We start from the raw sequence: 14,028 nt of genomic DNA, 5'->3' as shown, positions 1-14,028 counted from the left end.
AGCGTTGTCTGCGCTTAGATGAGGCTGGTTGCCTGCTCCAGCCAGGCGAGATCCTCGCCTTCCAGCAGCGGGCTCAGGCGGCGGTAGACCTCGGCGTGGTACTCGTTGATCCAGCGGAACTCGGCCGGGCTCAGCAGGCTGCGATCGATGAGGCGGGTATCGAACGGTACATAGGTCAGCCGCTCGAAGCCCAGCATCGGCAGCTCGCCGATCTGCTCCTTCTCGGTGACCACCACCAGGTTCTCGCAACGGATGCCGAAGGCATCTTCCCGGTAGTAGCCAGGTTCGTTGGAGAGCACCATGCCCGGCTGCAGGGCCACCAGGCTGCCCTTGGGGGCGATGCGCTGCGGGCCTTCGTGCACGCTGAGGAAGTGGCCGACACCGTGGCCGGTGCCGTGGTCGTAGTTGTAACCGGCTTGCCACAGCGGCTGGCGGGCCAGCACGTCGAGCTGGATGCCGGCGGTGCCGCGCGGGAAGCGGGCCTGATCCAGCGCGATGTGACCCTGCAGTACCCGGGTGAACATTGCCTTGTGCTCGTCGGTCAGCTCACCCACCTTGAGGGTGCGGGTGATGTCGGTGGTGCCGTCCAGATACTGGGCGCCGGAGTCCACCAGATAGATGCTGTCCTGGCCAAAGGTGCGCGGGGTGCCGTTGGTGTGGCGGTAGTGGCACATGGCGGCGTTGGGGCCGAGCGCCGAGATGGTGTCGAAGCTCGGCTCGACATAGTGCTCCTGCTCGCGGCGGAAGGCTTCCAGCTGGTCAGCCAGGGTGCCTTCATCCACCCCGTCGAACTCGCCGCTGGCGATCAGCCGATCCAGCCAGGCCAGGAAGCGGGTGACGGCGACGCCGTCGCGCAGATGGGCGGCGCGCATGCCGGCCAGCTCCACCTCGTTCTTGCACGCTTTGGGCAGCATGGTCGGGTCCTGACCGGCCACCAGGATGGCGCCCGCCTCTTCCATGACCAGTTGAGTCCAGGCGTTGGCGGTGTTGGGATCGGCCAGCACCTTCTGCTGGTCTTCACCGATGCGCTGCAGCACGTCACCCAGCTTGTCGATGGGGTAGACGGAGACATCCTGCCCCACGTGCTGGCTGAAGGCGAAGCAGTCGATCTTGTCGGTGTCGACGAAGAAATCCATGGTGGCGTTGGCGTAGAGCACCGCAAAGCCGAGCACCACCGGCAGCCGCTCCACGTCGCGACCGCGCAGGTTGAGCAGCCAGTTGATGGGCTCGGCCTGGGTCAGCAGCACCGCATCCAGCCCGCGCTTGCGCAGATCGCTGGCCAGCACCTCGCGCTTGGCCTGGCTGGACTGGCCCGCCAGCGCTTCGCTGTAGAGGATGGCCGGATTCTTGGTGGGGGCGGGGCGATCGCTCCAGTGCAGATCGATGGGGTTCTGCTCGACCCGCACCAGCTCGATGCCACGCTCGGTCAGCACCGCCTTGGCATTGTGATACCAGGCCAGGCTGTGCAGGCGGGCGTCGAAGCCGACCCGGGAGCCGGACGGCAGCTGATCCGCCAGCCACTGCACATGGGGATCTTCCACCAGATGGAGAAACTCGAAGAGCTCGGCCGGTGCCTGCATGCGGGCCTGCACCGTGTAACGACCGTCGATGAACAGGGCCGCCCGCTGCGCCAGTATGATGGCGAGGCCGGCGGAGCCGTTGAAACCCGTGATCCAGTCCAGTCGCTCGGCGTAGGCGGGAATGTACTCCCCCAGATGCTCGTCGTCGTGGGGGACGATGAAGGCGTCCAGCTCCATCATGGCCAGTTCGGCCCTGACCTGGGCGACGCGGGTTTCAATAATCTCGAAATGATTCATGTCGTTAATGCCAGATTGTTGTGATGTGAGTGTTCAGTGGTTGTGGCCGCTGTCCAGGATCCGCTTGATGGACTGGCCGGCCGCCTCGATATGTTGCTTGAGCAGTACCACCGCCTCGTGCTTGCGGCGGGCGCGGCACAGCTCCAGCAGCTGGGCGTGCTCGCGCTCTGCCTTGTCGACGCCATCGCTGGCGAACAGCAGCTCGAAGCGCACATAGCGGTCACAGCTCAGATTGATCTGGGCGATCAGCTCCAGTGCCTGGGGGCGGCCGGCGGCCTGATAGAGGGTGGCGTGAAAACTGTGGTTCAGTTCGGCCCAGCGTTCGATCTGGGTGCCCGACTCGAGGGCCTGGTCGAACTGGGCGAGGATCGCCTGCGCCCGAGCGAAGGTCTCCTCCGTCATCAGGTCGACGGCGTGGAACAGGGTATCGGCTTCCAGCAGGGCTCGCAAATAAAAGAGCTCTTCGATGGCCGCGGCGTCCAGCATGGTGACCACGGCGCCGCGGTGGGCCTCGAACTTCACCAGCCCCTGCGCTTCCAGCTGCATCAGGGCCTCCCGCACCGGAATGCGGCTCACCGCCAGCTCCTTGGCGATGGCGTCCTGGCGCAGGGGGGCGCCGGCGGGAAACTCACCGCGCAGGATCCGGCCACGGAGGTTTTCCATCACCATTTGGGTACGGGTCTTGTAGGGTGGGGTCATGATCGGGTCACAGGGGAATCGTTACAAAATTGTATATTGTATAAAGTTGGGCTGAATCTAACGCGCAAGGGCCCACAAGGCAAGGTTTGGCGGGAGTCAAACGCCGCGCTCTGCTCAAAAAAATACCGGCCAGCTGGGCTGACCGGTATGAGATTGGTTGTGAACGGGGTCGCTGTTACAGCTGCGGACCCGCCGCGACCAGACGCTTGCCTTCGTCGTTGTCGGTGAAGCGCTCGAAGTTCTTGATAAAGCGTCCTGCCAGGTCAACCGCCTTGGCATCCCACTCGGCCTTGTTGGCGTAAGTGTCGCGCGGGTCGAGGATCGCCGGGTTCACATCGTGCAGGGCGGTCGGTACTTCCAGATTGAAGATCGGCAGCACCTTGGTCTCGGCCTTCTCGATGGACCCATCCAGGATGGCGTCGATGATGGCGCGGGTGTCCTTGATGGAGATGCGCTTGCCGGTACCGTTCCAGCCGGTGTTGACCAGGTAGGCTTCCGCGCCGGCGGCTTCCATCCGTTTCACCAGCTCCTGACCGTACTTGGTCGGGTGCAGGGAGAGGAAGGCTGCGCCGAAGCAGGAGGAGAAGGTCGGGGTCGGCTCTGTGATGCCGCGCTCGGTACCGGCCAGCTTGGCGGTGAAGCCAGACAGGAAGTGGTACTTGGTCTGCTCCTTGGTCAGCTTGGAAACCGGGGGCAGCACGCCGAAGGCGTCGGCAGTCAGGAAGATCACCTTGTTGGCGTGACCCGCCTTGGAGACCGGCTTGACGATGTTCTCGATGTGATAGATGGGGTAGGAGACCCGGGTGTTCTCGGTCTTGGAGCCATCGTCGAAGTCGATGGTGCCGTCGGCCGCCACGGTCACGTTCTCCAGCAGCGCATCGCGACGGATGGCGTTGTAGATGTCCGGCTCGGCTTCCTTGGAGAGCTTGATGGTCTTGGCGTAGCAGCCGCCTTCGAAGTTGAACACGCCGTCGTCGTCCCAGCCGTGCTCGTCATCGCCGATCAGCTGACGCTTGGGATCGGTGGAGAGGGTGGTCTTGCCGGTACCGGACAGGCCGAAGAAGATGGCCACGTCACCGTCCTGACCCACGTTGGCGGAGCAGTGCATGGAGGCAATGCCGCGCAGGGGCAGGAAGTAGTTCATCATGGAGAACATCCCCTTCTTCATCTCGCCACCGTACCAGGTGCCGCCGATGAGCTGGATCTTCTCGGTCAGGTTGAAGGCGACGAAGTTCTCGGAGTTGAGACCCTGCTCCTTCCAGTTCGGGTTGGTGCACTTGGCACCGTTCATTACCACGAAGTCCGGTTTGAAGGTTTTCAGCTCTTCATCGCTCGGGCGAATGAACATGTTTTTCACGAAGTGAGCCTGCCAGGCCACCTCGGTGATGATGCGCACGGCCAGGCGGGTATCCGGGTTGGCACCGCAGAAGCCGTCGACTACGAACAGGCGCTTGCCGGAGAGCTGTTTGGTCACCAGGGATTTCAGATGTGACCACACTTCCGGGCTGATGGCTTTGTTATCGTTTTTGCCCTGGTCAGACCACCACACAGTATTCTGGGTAGTTGCGTCTTTGACGATATATTTATCTTTAGGGGAGCGGCCGGTGAAGATGCCGGTATTGACATTGACGGCGCCCAGTTCGGTCACCACGCCGCGCTCGAACCCTTCCAGGTCGGCACGTGTCTCTTCCGCGAACAGCTGGTCGTAGGAAGGGTTGCGCAGGATTTCAGTGGAGTTCTTGATACCGTACTGGTCCAGTCCTAATTGCTTGGCCAGGGTGGGTTCTGCCACGATTGTCATTGTATTCTCCTGGGTTCAGAGGTTGGTAGGGTTCTATCTGGCGTTCATCCTATCACTTAGGTGGTAGAGTTTAGCGATCGCCATCAAACTTTATAAAATAGGGTATTTTTTTGTTATTTAAGTTAAAGGCGGGTTTTGCCCGCCTTCAATTAGTGTAACTTGTTTGCATCATTACCGGGAGCCCTGCTGAACAGGGTTTCGACGTCGATCCCATCAAATTGGTACTGGGCGCCGCAATAATCACAGTGCATGTCGATCTTGCCGAGCTCCTGCACCATCTCCATCACCTCTTCTTTCTCTATCTGCAGCAGAGCCCCCTCACAACGGGCGCGGGAGCAGGTGCAGCGGAACTCGACCGCCTGCGGATCGAACACCCGTACCTTGTCCTGGTGGTAGAGGCGGTAGAGGATCTCTTCCGCTTCCAGACCGAACAGCTCTTCATCCTTGATGGTGCTGGTGAGCTGGGTCAGATGCTCGAAATCGTCGCTGTGATCCTCGCTCTGGGCGGGCAGCTCCTGCAGCAGGATGCCGGCGGCGCGCGGCTCACCCTGGTGGTAGCCGGTGCGGATCCACAGCTTGGTCGCCAGCTGTTCGGACTGGGCGAAGTAGTGCTCCAGGCAGCCGGCCAGGGTGTCGGCGTCCAGCGCTATGATGCCCTGATAGCGTTCACCCTGCTCCGGGGTGATGGTGATGACCAGCTGGCCTTCTCCGATCAGGCTCTGCAGCTTGTCGTCGCTCGGCAGTTCCCCTTCATAGCGGGCCACGCCACGCAGCTGCTGGTTGTTGTCGCCGTTGATGACGGCCAGCCGTACCGGGCCGTTGCCCTGCAGCTGCACCGTGATGGAGCCTTCGAACTTGAGGGTGGCGGTCAGCAGGCTGGTGGCGACCAGCAGTTCACCCAGCAGTTTTTGCACCTGTACCGGGTAGTTCTGGGCCTCAACCACGTGGCGGTAGGTGTGGTCCAGCTGGACCAGCTCGCCCCGGACTTCGTACTCTTCGAACAGATAGCGATACAGGAGATCTTGGTTACTCATCATGCATTCCTGGGTTCTTCGGTGGGGTAAATAGATAAAAACATTAATAAACAGCTGGTTAGGAACTTATTCCGGCAACTGTCGTCATAAAAGGGCCATCTTGGCGGGTCAATATTGCTTGACCTTGATCAGCTGGCGCCGCTCCTGCTTGTCGGGGCGACGCTCGGGGCTTGGCGCAAATTGGCTGTTGAAGCGGCGTGCCTCGCTGTTTTCGGCCCGCTTTTTCAGGCTGGCCTCGGTCTCTTCATAGAGCTGCTGGGCCAGCGGGGCGGATTTGCGCTGCTCGCTCACCTCGAGCACCCGCACTTCCCGTTCGTCCTGGCCCTGCCAGCAGCGAATGAGGGCGCCGACCTCGACATGCTTGCCCGGTTTGCTGCGCTGGCCGTTGTAATGCACCTTGCCCCCTTCAATCTGGTCGCGTGCCAGGCTGCGGGTCTTGTAAAAACGTGCCGCCCACAACCACTTGTCGAGACGGACCAGGGCTGGGGTTTCTGCGGGGTTCGGCATGAATCGACTCCGGAATGGCTGAAAGGGGTGCCTGATTATACCAGAGGCGGGCCCCGGGATAGAAACAGGGGGGCTGATGGTGTGACGGAATGTCAATTTTCGCAGCTTCATCCCATCCGGTCGGTTGTCTCTGGGTCCATTGCCGTACACAATAGCCAACCGATTTGGATGCCAGAAAATATTGATAAACATGACGCTACCGTTCAGGGATGACTTGTTGAGCTCCCTTCTGGCCCGTTGTAAAACCGTGCCACTCTCCCGATTCAGCCAGCCTCTGTTCTGGCTTCTGCTGCTGTTGCTGGCCCACCAGTGTGCCGGTCTCACCTGGCGTCTGCTGGATCTCGGCAGCCGGCCCGTCAGCCAGTCCTGGCAACCGTCGGTGGTCGCCAATCAGAGCCAGGGTGCAAACCGGCTCGACCTGAGCAGCGTCAGCCGGCTGGCGCTGTTCGGCAAGGCCAAACAGCAGGCCCAGGCGGCCGATGTTGTCGCAGCCGATGCTCCCAAGACCCAGCTCAACGCCCAGCTCAACGGCGTGCTGGCCAGTTCCGATCCCGCCAAATCCATTGCCATCATCGCCCACAACGGGCTGCAGAACTCCTACGGTATCGGTGATCTCATCGATGGTACCCAGGCCAAGATCCGCCAGGTGTTCCCGGATCGGGTCATCATCGAGCGGGACGGCCGCGACGAGACCCTGATGCTGGACGGGGAAGAGTACGGCAAGCCGCTGCCCAAGCCGGGCAACCAGGACGGCAAGCTCTCCTCGGTGCGCAACGAACTGATGGGCAACCCCGGCAAGATCACCGATTACCTCAATATTTCCCCGGTCCGGGTCGATGGCCGTATGGTCGGCTATCGCCTCAATCCGGGCAGCAATCCGGAACTGTTCAATCAACTGGGGCTGGTCGCCAACGACATGGCGGTCAGCATCAATGGGCTGGATCTGCGGGATAACGCTCAGGCCATGCAGGCGATGCAGCAGGTGGCTGGCGCAACGGAAATGACCGTCACCGTCGAGCGGCAAGGACAGCTCTACGACGTTTATGTCGGCTTGTCAGAATAATGATTTGGAGTAGCACCAAGAATGATAAATAAAGGGAAGGGCTGGCGTCTGGCCACCGTGGCTGCGGCGCTGATGATGGCAGGTTCTGCCTGGGCCACCGAATATTCCGCCAGCTTCAAGAATGCCGACATCGAAGAGTTCATCAACACGGTCGGCAAGAACCTGAACAAGACCATCATCATCGAGCCTTCGGTGCGCGGCAAGATCAACGTCCGCAGCTATGACCTGCTCAACGAAGACCAGTACTACCAGTTCTTCCTGAGCGTGCTCGATGTCTATGGCTTCGCCGTGGTCCCGATGGACAACGGGGTGCTCAAGGTGGTGCGCTCCAAGGATGCCAAGACCTCCGCCATCCCGGTGGTGGACGAGAGCAACCCCGGCAGCGGTGACGAGATGGTGACCCGGGTTGTGCCGGTGCGCAACGTCTCGGTACGCGAACTGGCGCCGCTGCTGCGCCAGCTCAACGACAACGCCGGTGGCGGCAACGTGGTCCATTACGACCCTTCCAACGTGCTGCTGATCACCGGCCGTGCTGCCGTGGTCAACCGGCTGGTGGAAGTGGTGCGCCGGGTCGACAAGGCGGGCGACCAGGAAGTGGATATCGTCAAGCTCAAGTACGCCTCCGCCGGCGAGATGGTGCGGCTGGTGACCAACCTCAACAAGGACGGCAACAACCAGGGCGGCAACACCTCCCTGCTGCTGGCCCCCAAGGTGGTGGCCGATGAGCGCACCAACTCGGTGGTGGTGAGCGGCGAGCCCAAGGCGCGCGCCCGCATCATCCAGATGGTGCACCAGCTTGACCGTGACCTGCAGAGCCAGGGCAACACCCGGGTCTTCTATCTGAAATACGGCAAGGCCAAGGATCTGGTGGAGGTGCTCAAGGGCGTCAGCTCCAGCATCGAGGCGGACAAGAAGGGCGGCGCGGCCACCACCACAGGGGGTGGCGGTGCCAGCATCGGCGGCGGCAAGCTGGCCATCTCCGCCGACGAGACCACCAATGCGCTGGTGATCACCGCCCAGCCGGACGTGATGGCCGAGCTGGAGCAGGTGGTCGCCAAGCTCGATATCCGCCGTGCCCAGGTACTGGTGGAGGCGATCATCGTCGAGATCGCCGATGGCGACGGCCTCAACCTCGGGGTGCAGTGGGCCAACACCAATGGCGGTGGCACCCAGTTTACCGATACCGGTCTGCCCATCGGTTCGGTGGCCATCGCGGCCAAGGATTACCAGAAGAACGGCACCACCACCGGCCTGGCCTCGCTGGCCAAGGATTTCAACGGTATGGCGGCCGGCTTCTACAAGGGCAACTGGGCCGCGCTGGTGACGGCGCTTTCCACCGATACCAAGAACGATATTCTCTCCACGCCGAGTATCGTCACCATGGACAACAAGGAAGCATCCTTCAACGTCGGCCAGGAAGTGCCGGTGCAGAGTGGCTCCCAGAGCTCCACCACCAGCGATCAGGTGTTCAACACCATCGAGCGCAAGACGGTGGGTACCAAGCTGGTGGTGACGCCGCAGATCAACGAAGGGGATTCCGTGCTGCTCAACATCGAGCAGGAGGTCTCCAGCGTGGCGCAGACCCAGGCACCCGGTACCAGCACGCTGGGCCCGACCTTCGATACCCGTACCATCAAGAACGCTGTGCTGGTGAAGAGTGGCGAGACAGTAGTGCTGGGTGGTTTGATGGACGAGAAGACCCAGGAGAAGGTCTCCAAGGTACCGCTGCTCGGCGACATCCCGGTGCTGGGTTATCTGTTCCGCTCGACCTCCAACTCGACCTCCAAGCGCAATCTGATGGTCTTTATCCGACCGACCATTTTGCGTGATGCCGATGTCTACAGCGGTATCTCCAGCAACAAGTACTCCCAGTTCCGCTCCGAGCAGCAGGAGGCGGCGGCGCAGGAGGGCTACCTCACCTCGCCCAAGCGCCAGGTGCTGCCCGAGTACGGCCAGGGCGTGACCATGTCGCCCGAGGTGCAGAAGCAGCTCCAGCAGACACAGTCAGCCCCGCAGACGAGCGGCGGGTCCCAGCCATTCGTGGGTAACAAGTAATGGCAGCATACCAGCTGGATGGCGTCGACATGCCGGCAGCCCTGCCCGAGCTGCCGTTTGCCTTCGCCCGCAACTTCGGGGTGATCCTGACCGAGCGGCAGGGGGCCCCGGTGCTGCTCTGCCGCCAGGGCGTGACGCCGCAAACCCTGCTGGAAGTGCGGCGGGTGGCGGGCTGCGCCTTCACGGTGGAGCAGATGGACGGCGAGGCCTTCGAAGAGCTGCTGATGGCCCACTACCAGCGCGACTCCTCCGAGGCGCGCCAGCTGATGGAGGATCTCGGCAACGAGATGGACTTCTTCGCGCTGGCCGAAGAGCTGCCCCAGAGTGAAGACCTGCTGGATGCCGACGACGACGCCCCCATCATCCGCCTCATCAACGCCATGCTGAGCGAGGCGATAAAAGAAGAGGCGTCCGACATCCACATCGAGACCTTCGAGCGGGCCCTGGTGATCCGTTTTCGCATCGACGGGGTGCTGCGGGAGATCCTGCGTCCCCATCGCAAGCTCGCCTCCTTGCTGGTGTCGCGCATCAAGGTCATGTCGCGGATGGACATCGCCGAGAAGCGGGTACCGCAGGATGGCCGCATCTCACTGCGCATCGGCGGTCGGGCGGTGGACGTGCGGGTTTCCACCATGCCGTCCAGCTACGGTGAGCGAGTGGTGCTGCGACTCTTGGACAAGAACAACGTGCGGCTCGAGCTCAAGCAGCTCGGCATGACGCTGGCCAACCGCAACATCATCAGCGAACTCATTCGCAAGCCCCACGGCATCATTCTGGTGACGGGTCCGACCGGTTCGGGCAAGTCGACCACCCTCTACGCGGCCCTCTCCGAGATCAACTCGCGGGATCGCAACATCCTGACCGTCGAAGACCCCATCGAATATGACCTCGAAGGGGTGGGCCAGACCCAGGTCAACAGCAAGGTTGACATGACTTTCGCCCGCGGCCTGCGCGCCATTCTGCGCCAGGATCCGGACGTGGTGATGGTGGGGGAGATTCGTGACCTCGAGACCGCCCAGATCGCGGTGCAGGCGTCGCTGACCGGTCACCTGGTGATGTCGACCCTGCACACCAACACCGCCATCGGTGCCATCACCCGGATGCGGGACATGGGCATCGAGCCCTTCCTGCTCTCCTCCTCACTGCTGGCGGTACTGGCCCAGCGGCTGGTGCGCACCCTCTGCCCCGATTGCCGCGCGCCGCGCCCCATCACCGAGCAGGAGCGCATTGCCATGGGCATCGAGCTGGCGCCGGATCAGCAGGTGTGGCGGCCGGTGGGCTGCGAGCAGTGCAACCACACCGGCTATCGCGGCCGGACCGGCATCCACGAGCTGGTGGTGATCGACGAAGCGGTGCGCGAGGCGATCCACAGCGCCAGCGGCGAGCTGGCCATCGAGCGGCTGATCCGGGGTCACACTCCCAGCATTCGCCGCGACGGCATCGACAAGGTACTCAAGGGGCAGACCAGCCTCGAAGAGGTGCTGCGCGTGACCCGGGAAGACTGAGATGGCAGCATTCGAATACAAGGCCCTCGACGGCAAGGGACGCAACAAGAGCGGCGTGCTGGAGGGGGATTCCGCCCGCCAGGTACGCCAGCTGTTGCGCGAGCAGGGGTTGACCCCGCTCGAGGTGAACGAGACCACCGAGAAGGCCAAGCGCGAGGCTAACCGCTTCGTGTTGTTCCGCCGTGGTGCCAGCACCGCCGAGCTTGCGATGATCACCCGCCAGCTGGCTACCCTGGTGGGGGCCGGCCTTACCATCGAAGAGGCGCTCAAGGCCGTCGCCGAGCAGTGCGAGAAGGCTCACCTGCGCAGCATGGTAGCCACGGTGCGCAGCAAGGTGGTGGAGGGCTATTCGCTGGCCGATTCGCTGGCGGCCTTCCCCCATGTGTTCGATCAGCTGTTCCGCTCCATGGTGGCGGCCGGCGAGAAGTCCGGTCACCTGGAGAAGGTGCTCAACCGGCTCGCCGACTACACCGAGCAGCGTCAGCACATGCGCACCAAGCTGCTGCAGGCGATGATCTACCCCATCGTATTGACCTGCGTCGCCATCGGCGTCATCTCCGTCCTGCTCACCGCCGTGGTGCCCAAGGTGGTGGCCCAGTTCGAACACATGGGCCAGCAACTGCCGGCCACCACCCGCTTCCTCATCGGTACCAGCGAGCTGATGCAGCACTACGGCCTCTGGTTCCTGTTGCTGCTGCTGGTGGGCGGCTTTGTCTGGCGCTGGTGGCTGACCGACGACAAGCGTCGCCGTCACTGGCACCAGCTGATCCTGCGCCTGCCGGTGATCGGTCGGGTCAGCCGCGGTCTCAACACCGCCCGCTTCGCACGTACCCTGAGCATCCTCAACGCCAGCGCCGTGCCGCTGCTGGAGGGGATGAAGATCTCCGGCGAAGTGCTCTCCAACGACTTTGCCCGCATGCGCATCGGTGAAGCCACCGAGCGGGTGCGGGAGGGGACCAGCCTGCGCAAGTCGCTGGATGAAACCAAAATTTTTCCGCCCATGATGCTGCACATGATCGCCTCCGGCGAGCAGAGCGGCGAGCTCGACAACATGCTGGAGCGGGCGGCAGACAACCAGGATCGGGAGTTCGAAACCCAGGTGAACATCGCCCTCGGGGTGTTCGAACCCATGCTGGTGGTCTCCATGGCCGGGGTGGTGCTGTTTATCGTGATGTCGATCCTGCAGCCGATCCTGGAGCTCAACAATATGGTGAATTTGTAAGGTTCGGACGTTCGAATACGCTTCGCTATTCGAACCTACCCATCCAATCGAGCGATCGTGGTTTAACAGTTAATCGTTGATGGTTCATGCCATCTCATTTCGTGAGGGAGTAAGTCATGCAAAAGCGTCGTCAATCGGGTTTTACCCTGCTGGAAGTGATGGTGGTCATCGTGATCCTGGGGATCCTGGCCAGCCTGGTGGTGCCCAACCTGATGGGCAACAAGGAGAAGGCGGACCAGCAGAAAGCGGTCTCCGACATAGTGGCGCTGGAAAACGCCCTCGACATGTACAAGCTGGACAACAACCGCTACCCGACCACGGAGCAGGGGCTGGACGCGCTGGTCAACAAACCGACCGCCGCACCTGAGCCGCGCAGCTACCGCGAAGGGGGCTACATCAAGCGCCTGCCGCAGGATCCCTGGGGCAACCCGTACCAGATGCTGAGCCCGGGCCAGTTCGGCAAGATCGACATCTTCTCCATGGGGCTGGATGGCGAAGCCGGTACCGATGACGACATCGGCAACTGGAACCTGAAGGATTTCCAATAAGTGATCCCGCCGCGTCGCGCTCACCGAGTCATGCCGGGGCTGCCTGAATGAAGGTGGCCTCTTCTGCCCGTCGCCAGGCCGGTTTTACTCTGCTGGAGGTGTTGCTGGTCGCCATGTTGATGGGTCGGCTCGAGGCCACTGCCATGCAGTTGAGGCTGGCGCCATGAAACATAGTCGCCAGGCCGGTTTTACTCTGCTGGAAGTGTTGCTGGTCGCCATGTTGATGGGGCTGGTTGCCACTGCCGTCACCCTCAGCATGGGCGGCGCCAGGGGGGATAGAGAGCTCGACAAGCAGGCGCGCCGCTTCATGGCAGTGCTGCAGCAGGCGCAGGAGTATTCGGTGATGGATGGCCGGCTGGTGGGCCTGCGTGTCGAGGACAACAGCTGGCAGTTCATGCAGCGCGCGGCCAAGGATCGCAAGTGGCAGGTGATGAGCGGCGACAAGCTGCTGGATCGGGTCGAGTTGCCAGACAACATGCGGCTGGCCATCGAGCTTGAGGGCTTCAGCTGGCGGACCGACTCCGACGAGAAGTACGAGAAGGGGCGCGACGAGAAGGAGCGCACGCCGCAGGTGTTCATCTTTCCCGGTGGCGAGCTGACCCCCTTCGTGCTGACCCTGACCCAGCAGGACGACGATCTGCGCTATGTGCGCACGGTCAAGGCGGACGAGTTCGGCCGTCTGCGTCTGCTGCAGGACGAGGAGGAAGAGGAATGAACGCCCGCGGCATGACCCTGCTGGAAGTCATGGTGGCGCTGGCGGTGTTTGCCATCGCCGGGCTGGCGGTGATGAAGACCGCCAGCGAGCACCTCTCCGGCCTCAACTATCTGGAACAGAAGACCCTGGCGACCTGGGTGGTGGAGAACCAGCTGGTGCAGCAGAAGCTCGAAGCCAAGTGGCCCGGTGACAGCTGGGTGGAAGGGGACGAGCAGATGGCGGGCCAGACCTGGTACTGGCGCTATCGCGGCGTCGCTACCGCCGACAGCAACTTCAAGGCGCTGGACATGGAAGTGCGTACCGCGCCCAAGGCCGACAGCCCGGTGGCCATGATCCGGACCTATATCAGCCGATGAACCTGCATCAAGGTGTCTCCATAAGCCGGAGCCGGCATCAGCCGACGAACATTCACCAACGAGTCTCCATGCTCCGGAGCCAGCGTCAGGCGGGGTTTACCCTGCTGGAGATGCTGGTGGCCATCGCCATCTTCGCCGGCCTGAGCATGGGCGCCTATCAGGTGCTGCAAGGGGTGCTCACCAGCGACGAGGTGGCCAAGCGCAAGGAGGCGCGTCTCTCCGAGCTGCAACTGGCCTTCTCCGTGCTGGAGCGGGACGTCACCCAGATGGTGCCGCGCAGCGGCCGCATCGACGGTGAGAACAACAAAGTGCTGCTGGCGGCCTCCCGCTTCGGCCAGCAGAGCGACGACTGGGGTATGGCCTTCATGCGCGGCGGCTGGCTCAACCCGGACGGCATGCTGCCGCGCTCCGGCTTGCAGCGGGTTGGCTGGCGGCTCAAGGATCACAAGCTGGAGCGGCTGAGCTACCTCTACCCGGATCCGGTGATCGGCACCGAGCCGCGCATCCAGCCGATGCTGGAGCGGGTGACGGCGCTACGGCTCTACTTCTACGACAAGGGGGCCTGGAAAGAGGAGTGGACCCAGCGCAACGTGCTGCCCTACGGGCTGGCGGTGGAGCTGGATCTGGAAGACTACGGCACCATCCGCCGCCAGTTCCTGATCGGGGCCGGTGGACAGAGGGCAGAGAATGGTAACTGATCGTCATT

The 14,028-nt window shown here is 62.6% G+C and carries 14 protein-coding genes; 9 read left to right on the top strand and 5 right to left on the bottom strand.

The annotated features are described in order from the left end of the window. Positions 1-14 precede the first annotated feature (14 nt). The 5 genes from ACPW75_RS17760 to hslR form a co-directional block, all read right to left on the bottom strand. Entirely contained in the window at positions 15-1,817 is a 1,803-nt protein-coding gene (locus tag ACPW75_RS17760) for an aminopeptidase P family protein (protein ID WP_077096420.1), read from the bottom strand. Positions 1,818-1,850: 33 nt separating this feature from the next. Next, positions 1,851-2,516 (bottom strand): GntR family transcriptional regulator, encoded by a 666-nt coding sequence (locus tag ACPW75_RS17755; protein WP_011704535.1) that lies wholly within the window; start codon positions 2,514-2,516, stop codon positions 1,851-1,853. A gap of 175 nt (positions 2,517-2,691) precedes the next feature. Beyond that, the gene (gene pckA, locus ACPW75_RS17750) at positions 2,692-4,317 is read right to left on the bottom strand and encodes a phosphoenolpyruvate carboxykinase (ATP) (RefSeq protein WP_190283847.1); all 1,626 of its coding nucleotides are present in this window, start codon (positions 4,315-4,317) and stop codon (positions 2,692-2,694) included. Positions 4,318-4,466: 149 nt separating this feature from the next. After that, positions 4,467-5,351 carry an Hsp33 family molecular chaperone HslO gene (gene hslO / locus ACPW75_RS17745; protein ID WP_024943636.1) on the bottom strand — a complete coding sequence of 295 codons (885 nt, stop codon included), beginning with the start codon at positions 5,349-5,351 and terminating at the stop codon, positions 4,467-4,469. Between the two features lie 108 nt (positions 5,352-5,459). Next, positions 5,460-5,858 (bottom strand): ribosome-associated heat shock protein Hsp15, encoded by a 399-nt coding sequence (hslR, locus tag ACPW75_RS17740; RefSeq protein ID WP_016349333.1) that lies wholly within the window; start codon positions 5,856-5,858, stop codon positions 5,460-5,462. Between the two features lie 214 nt (positions 5,859-6,072). Between hslR and exeC the strand changes: the two genes are divergently transcribed. The 9 genes from exeC to exeJ all read left to right on the top strand — a co-directional run bounded on the left by exeC (position 6,073) and on the right by exeJ (position 14,020). Beyond that, positions 6,073-6,921 (top strand): GspC family type II secretion system variant ExeC, encoded by an 849-nt coding sequence (gene exeC, locus ACPW75_RS17735; RefSeq protein WP_274460900.1) that lies wholly within the window; start codon positions 6,073-6,075, stop codon positions 6,919-6,921. Between the two features lie 21 nt (positions 6,922-6,942). Beyond that, positions 6,943-8,976, top strand: coding sequence for a GspD family T2SS secretin variant ExeD (gene exeD, locus ACPW75_RS17730; protein ID WP_024943634.1), 2,034 nt, complete (start codon positions 6,943-6,945; stop codon positions 8,974-8,976). Then, positions 8,976-10,481 (top strand): GspE family T2SS ATPase variant ExeE, encoded by a 1,506-nt coding sequence (gene exeE / locus ACPW75_RS17725; RefSeq protein WP_016349336.1) that lies wholly within the window; start codon positions 8,976-8,978, stop codon positions 10,479-10,481. The genes exeD and exeE overlap by 1 nt, the downstream gene beginning before the upstream one ends. Position 10,482: 1 nt before the next feature. Beyond that, the gene (gene exeF / locus ACPW75_RS17720) at positions 10,483-11,703 is read left to right on the top strand and encodes a GspF family T2SS innner membrane protein variant ExeF (protein WP_077096415.1); all 1,221 of its coding nucleotides are present in this window, start codon (positions 10,483-10,485) and stop codon (positions 11,701-11,703) included. Between the two features lie 116 nt (positions 11,704-11,819). Then, positions 11,820-12,251: a GspG family T2SS major pseudopilin variant ExeG gene (gene exeG, locus ACPW75_RS17715; protein WP_005308483.1), complete on the top strand. Its 432-nt coding sequence runs from the start codon at positions 11,820-11,822 to the stop codon at positions 12,249-12,251. Between the two features lie 47 nt (positions 12,252-12,298). Then, positions 12,299-12,418 (top strand): type II secretion system protein, encoded by a 120-nt coding sequence (locus tag ACPW75_RS17710; RefSeq protein ID WP_017785800.1) that lies wholly within the window; start codon positions 12,299-12,301, stop codon positions 12,416-12,418. Further along, positions 12,415-12,966, top strand: a complete 552-nt coding sequence (gene exeH / locus ACPW75_RS17705; RefSeq protein WP_029301893.1) for a GspH family T2SS minor pseudopilin variant ExeH — start codon at positions 12,415-12,417, stop codon at positions 12,964-12,966. Before ACPW75_RS17710 ends, exeH begins: the two co-directional genes overlap by 4 nt. Next, the gene (gene exeI, locus ACPW75_RS17700; RefSeq protein WP_005308487.1) at positions 12,963-13,322 is read left to right on the top strand and encodes a GspI family T2SS minor pseudopilin variant ExeI; all 360 of its coding nucleotides are present in this window, start codon (positions 12,963-12,965) and stop codon (positions 13,320-13,322) included. The genes exeH and exeI overlap by 4 nt, the downstream gene beginning before the upstream one ends. Positions 13,323-13,390: 68 nt before the next feature. Beyond that, the gene (gene exeJ / locus ACPW75_RS17695) at positions 13,391-14,020 is read left to right on the top strand and encodes a GspJ family T2SS minor pseudopilin variant ExeJ (RefSeq protein ID WP_077096414.1); all 630 of its coding nucleotides are present in this window, start codon (positions 13,391-13,393) and stop codon (positions 14,018-14,020) included. Positions 14,021-14,028: the final 8 nt, after the last annotated feature.

The organism is Aeromonas sp. FL131 (assembly GCF_049860615.1).
Taxonomy (GTDB): Bacteria; Pseudomonadota; Gammaproteobacteria; order Enterobacterales; family Aeromonadaceae; genus Aeromonas; species Aeromonas hydrophila.
Note: the sequence above shows the minus strand (reverse complement) of the source record. Positions and strands in the feature narration are given on the sequence as shown.

Coding starts and splice junctions, on each gene's coding strand:
- ACPW75_RS17760 (WP_077096420.1), bottom strand. CDS start 1,817: ATGAATCATTTCGAGATTATTGAAACCCGCGTCGCCCAGGTCAGGGCC.
- ACPW75_RS17755 (WP_011704535.1), bottom strand. CDS start 2,516: ATGACCCCACCCTACAAGACCCGTACCCAAATGGTGATGGAAAACCTC.
- pckA (WP_190283847.1), bottom strand. CDS start 4,317: ATGACAATCGTGGCAGAACCCACCCTGGCCAAGCAATTAGGACTGGAC.
- hslO (WP_024943636.1), bottom strand. CDS start 5,351: ATGAGTAACCAAGATCTCCTGTATCGCTATCTGTTCGAAGAGTACGAA.
- hslR (WP_016349333.1), bottom strand. CDS start 5,858: ATGCCGAACCCCGCAGAAACCCCAGCCCTGGTCCGTCTCGACAAGTGG.
- exeD (WP_024943634.1), top strand. CDS start 6,943: ATGATAAATAAAGGGAAGGGCTGGCGTCTGGCCACCGTGGCTGCGGCG.
- exeE (WP_016349336.1), top strand. CDS start 8,976: ATGGCAGCATACCAGCTGGATGGCGTCGACATGCCGGCAGCCCTGCCC.
- exeF (WP_077096415.1), top strand. CDS start 10,483: ATGGCAGCATTCGAATACAAGGCCCTCGACGGCAAGGGACGCAACAAG.
- exeG (WP_005308483.1), top strand. CDS start 11,820: ATGCAAAAGCGTCGTCAATCGGGTTTTACCCTGCTGGAAGTGATGGTG.
- ACPW75_RS17710 (WP_017785800.1), top strand. CDS start 12,299: ATGAAGGTGGCCTCTTCTGCCCGTCGCCAGGCCGGTTTTACTCTGCTG.
- exeH (WP_029301893.1), top strand. CDS start 12,415: ATGAAACATAGTCGCCAGGCCGGTTTTACTCTGCTGGAAGTGTTGCTG.
- exeI (WP_005308487.1), top strand. CDS start 12,963: ATGAACGCCCGCGGCATGACCCTGCTGGAAGTCATGGTGGCGCTGGCG.
- exeJ (WP_077096414.1), top strand. CDS start 13,391: ATGCTCCGGAGCCAGCGTCAGGCGGGGTTTACCCTGCTGGAGATGCTG.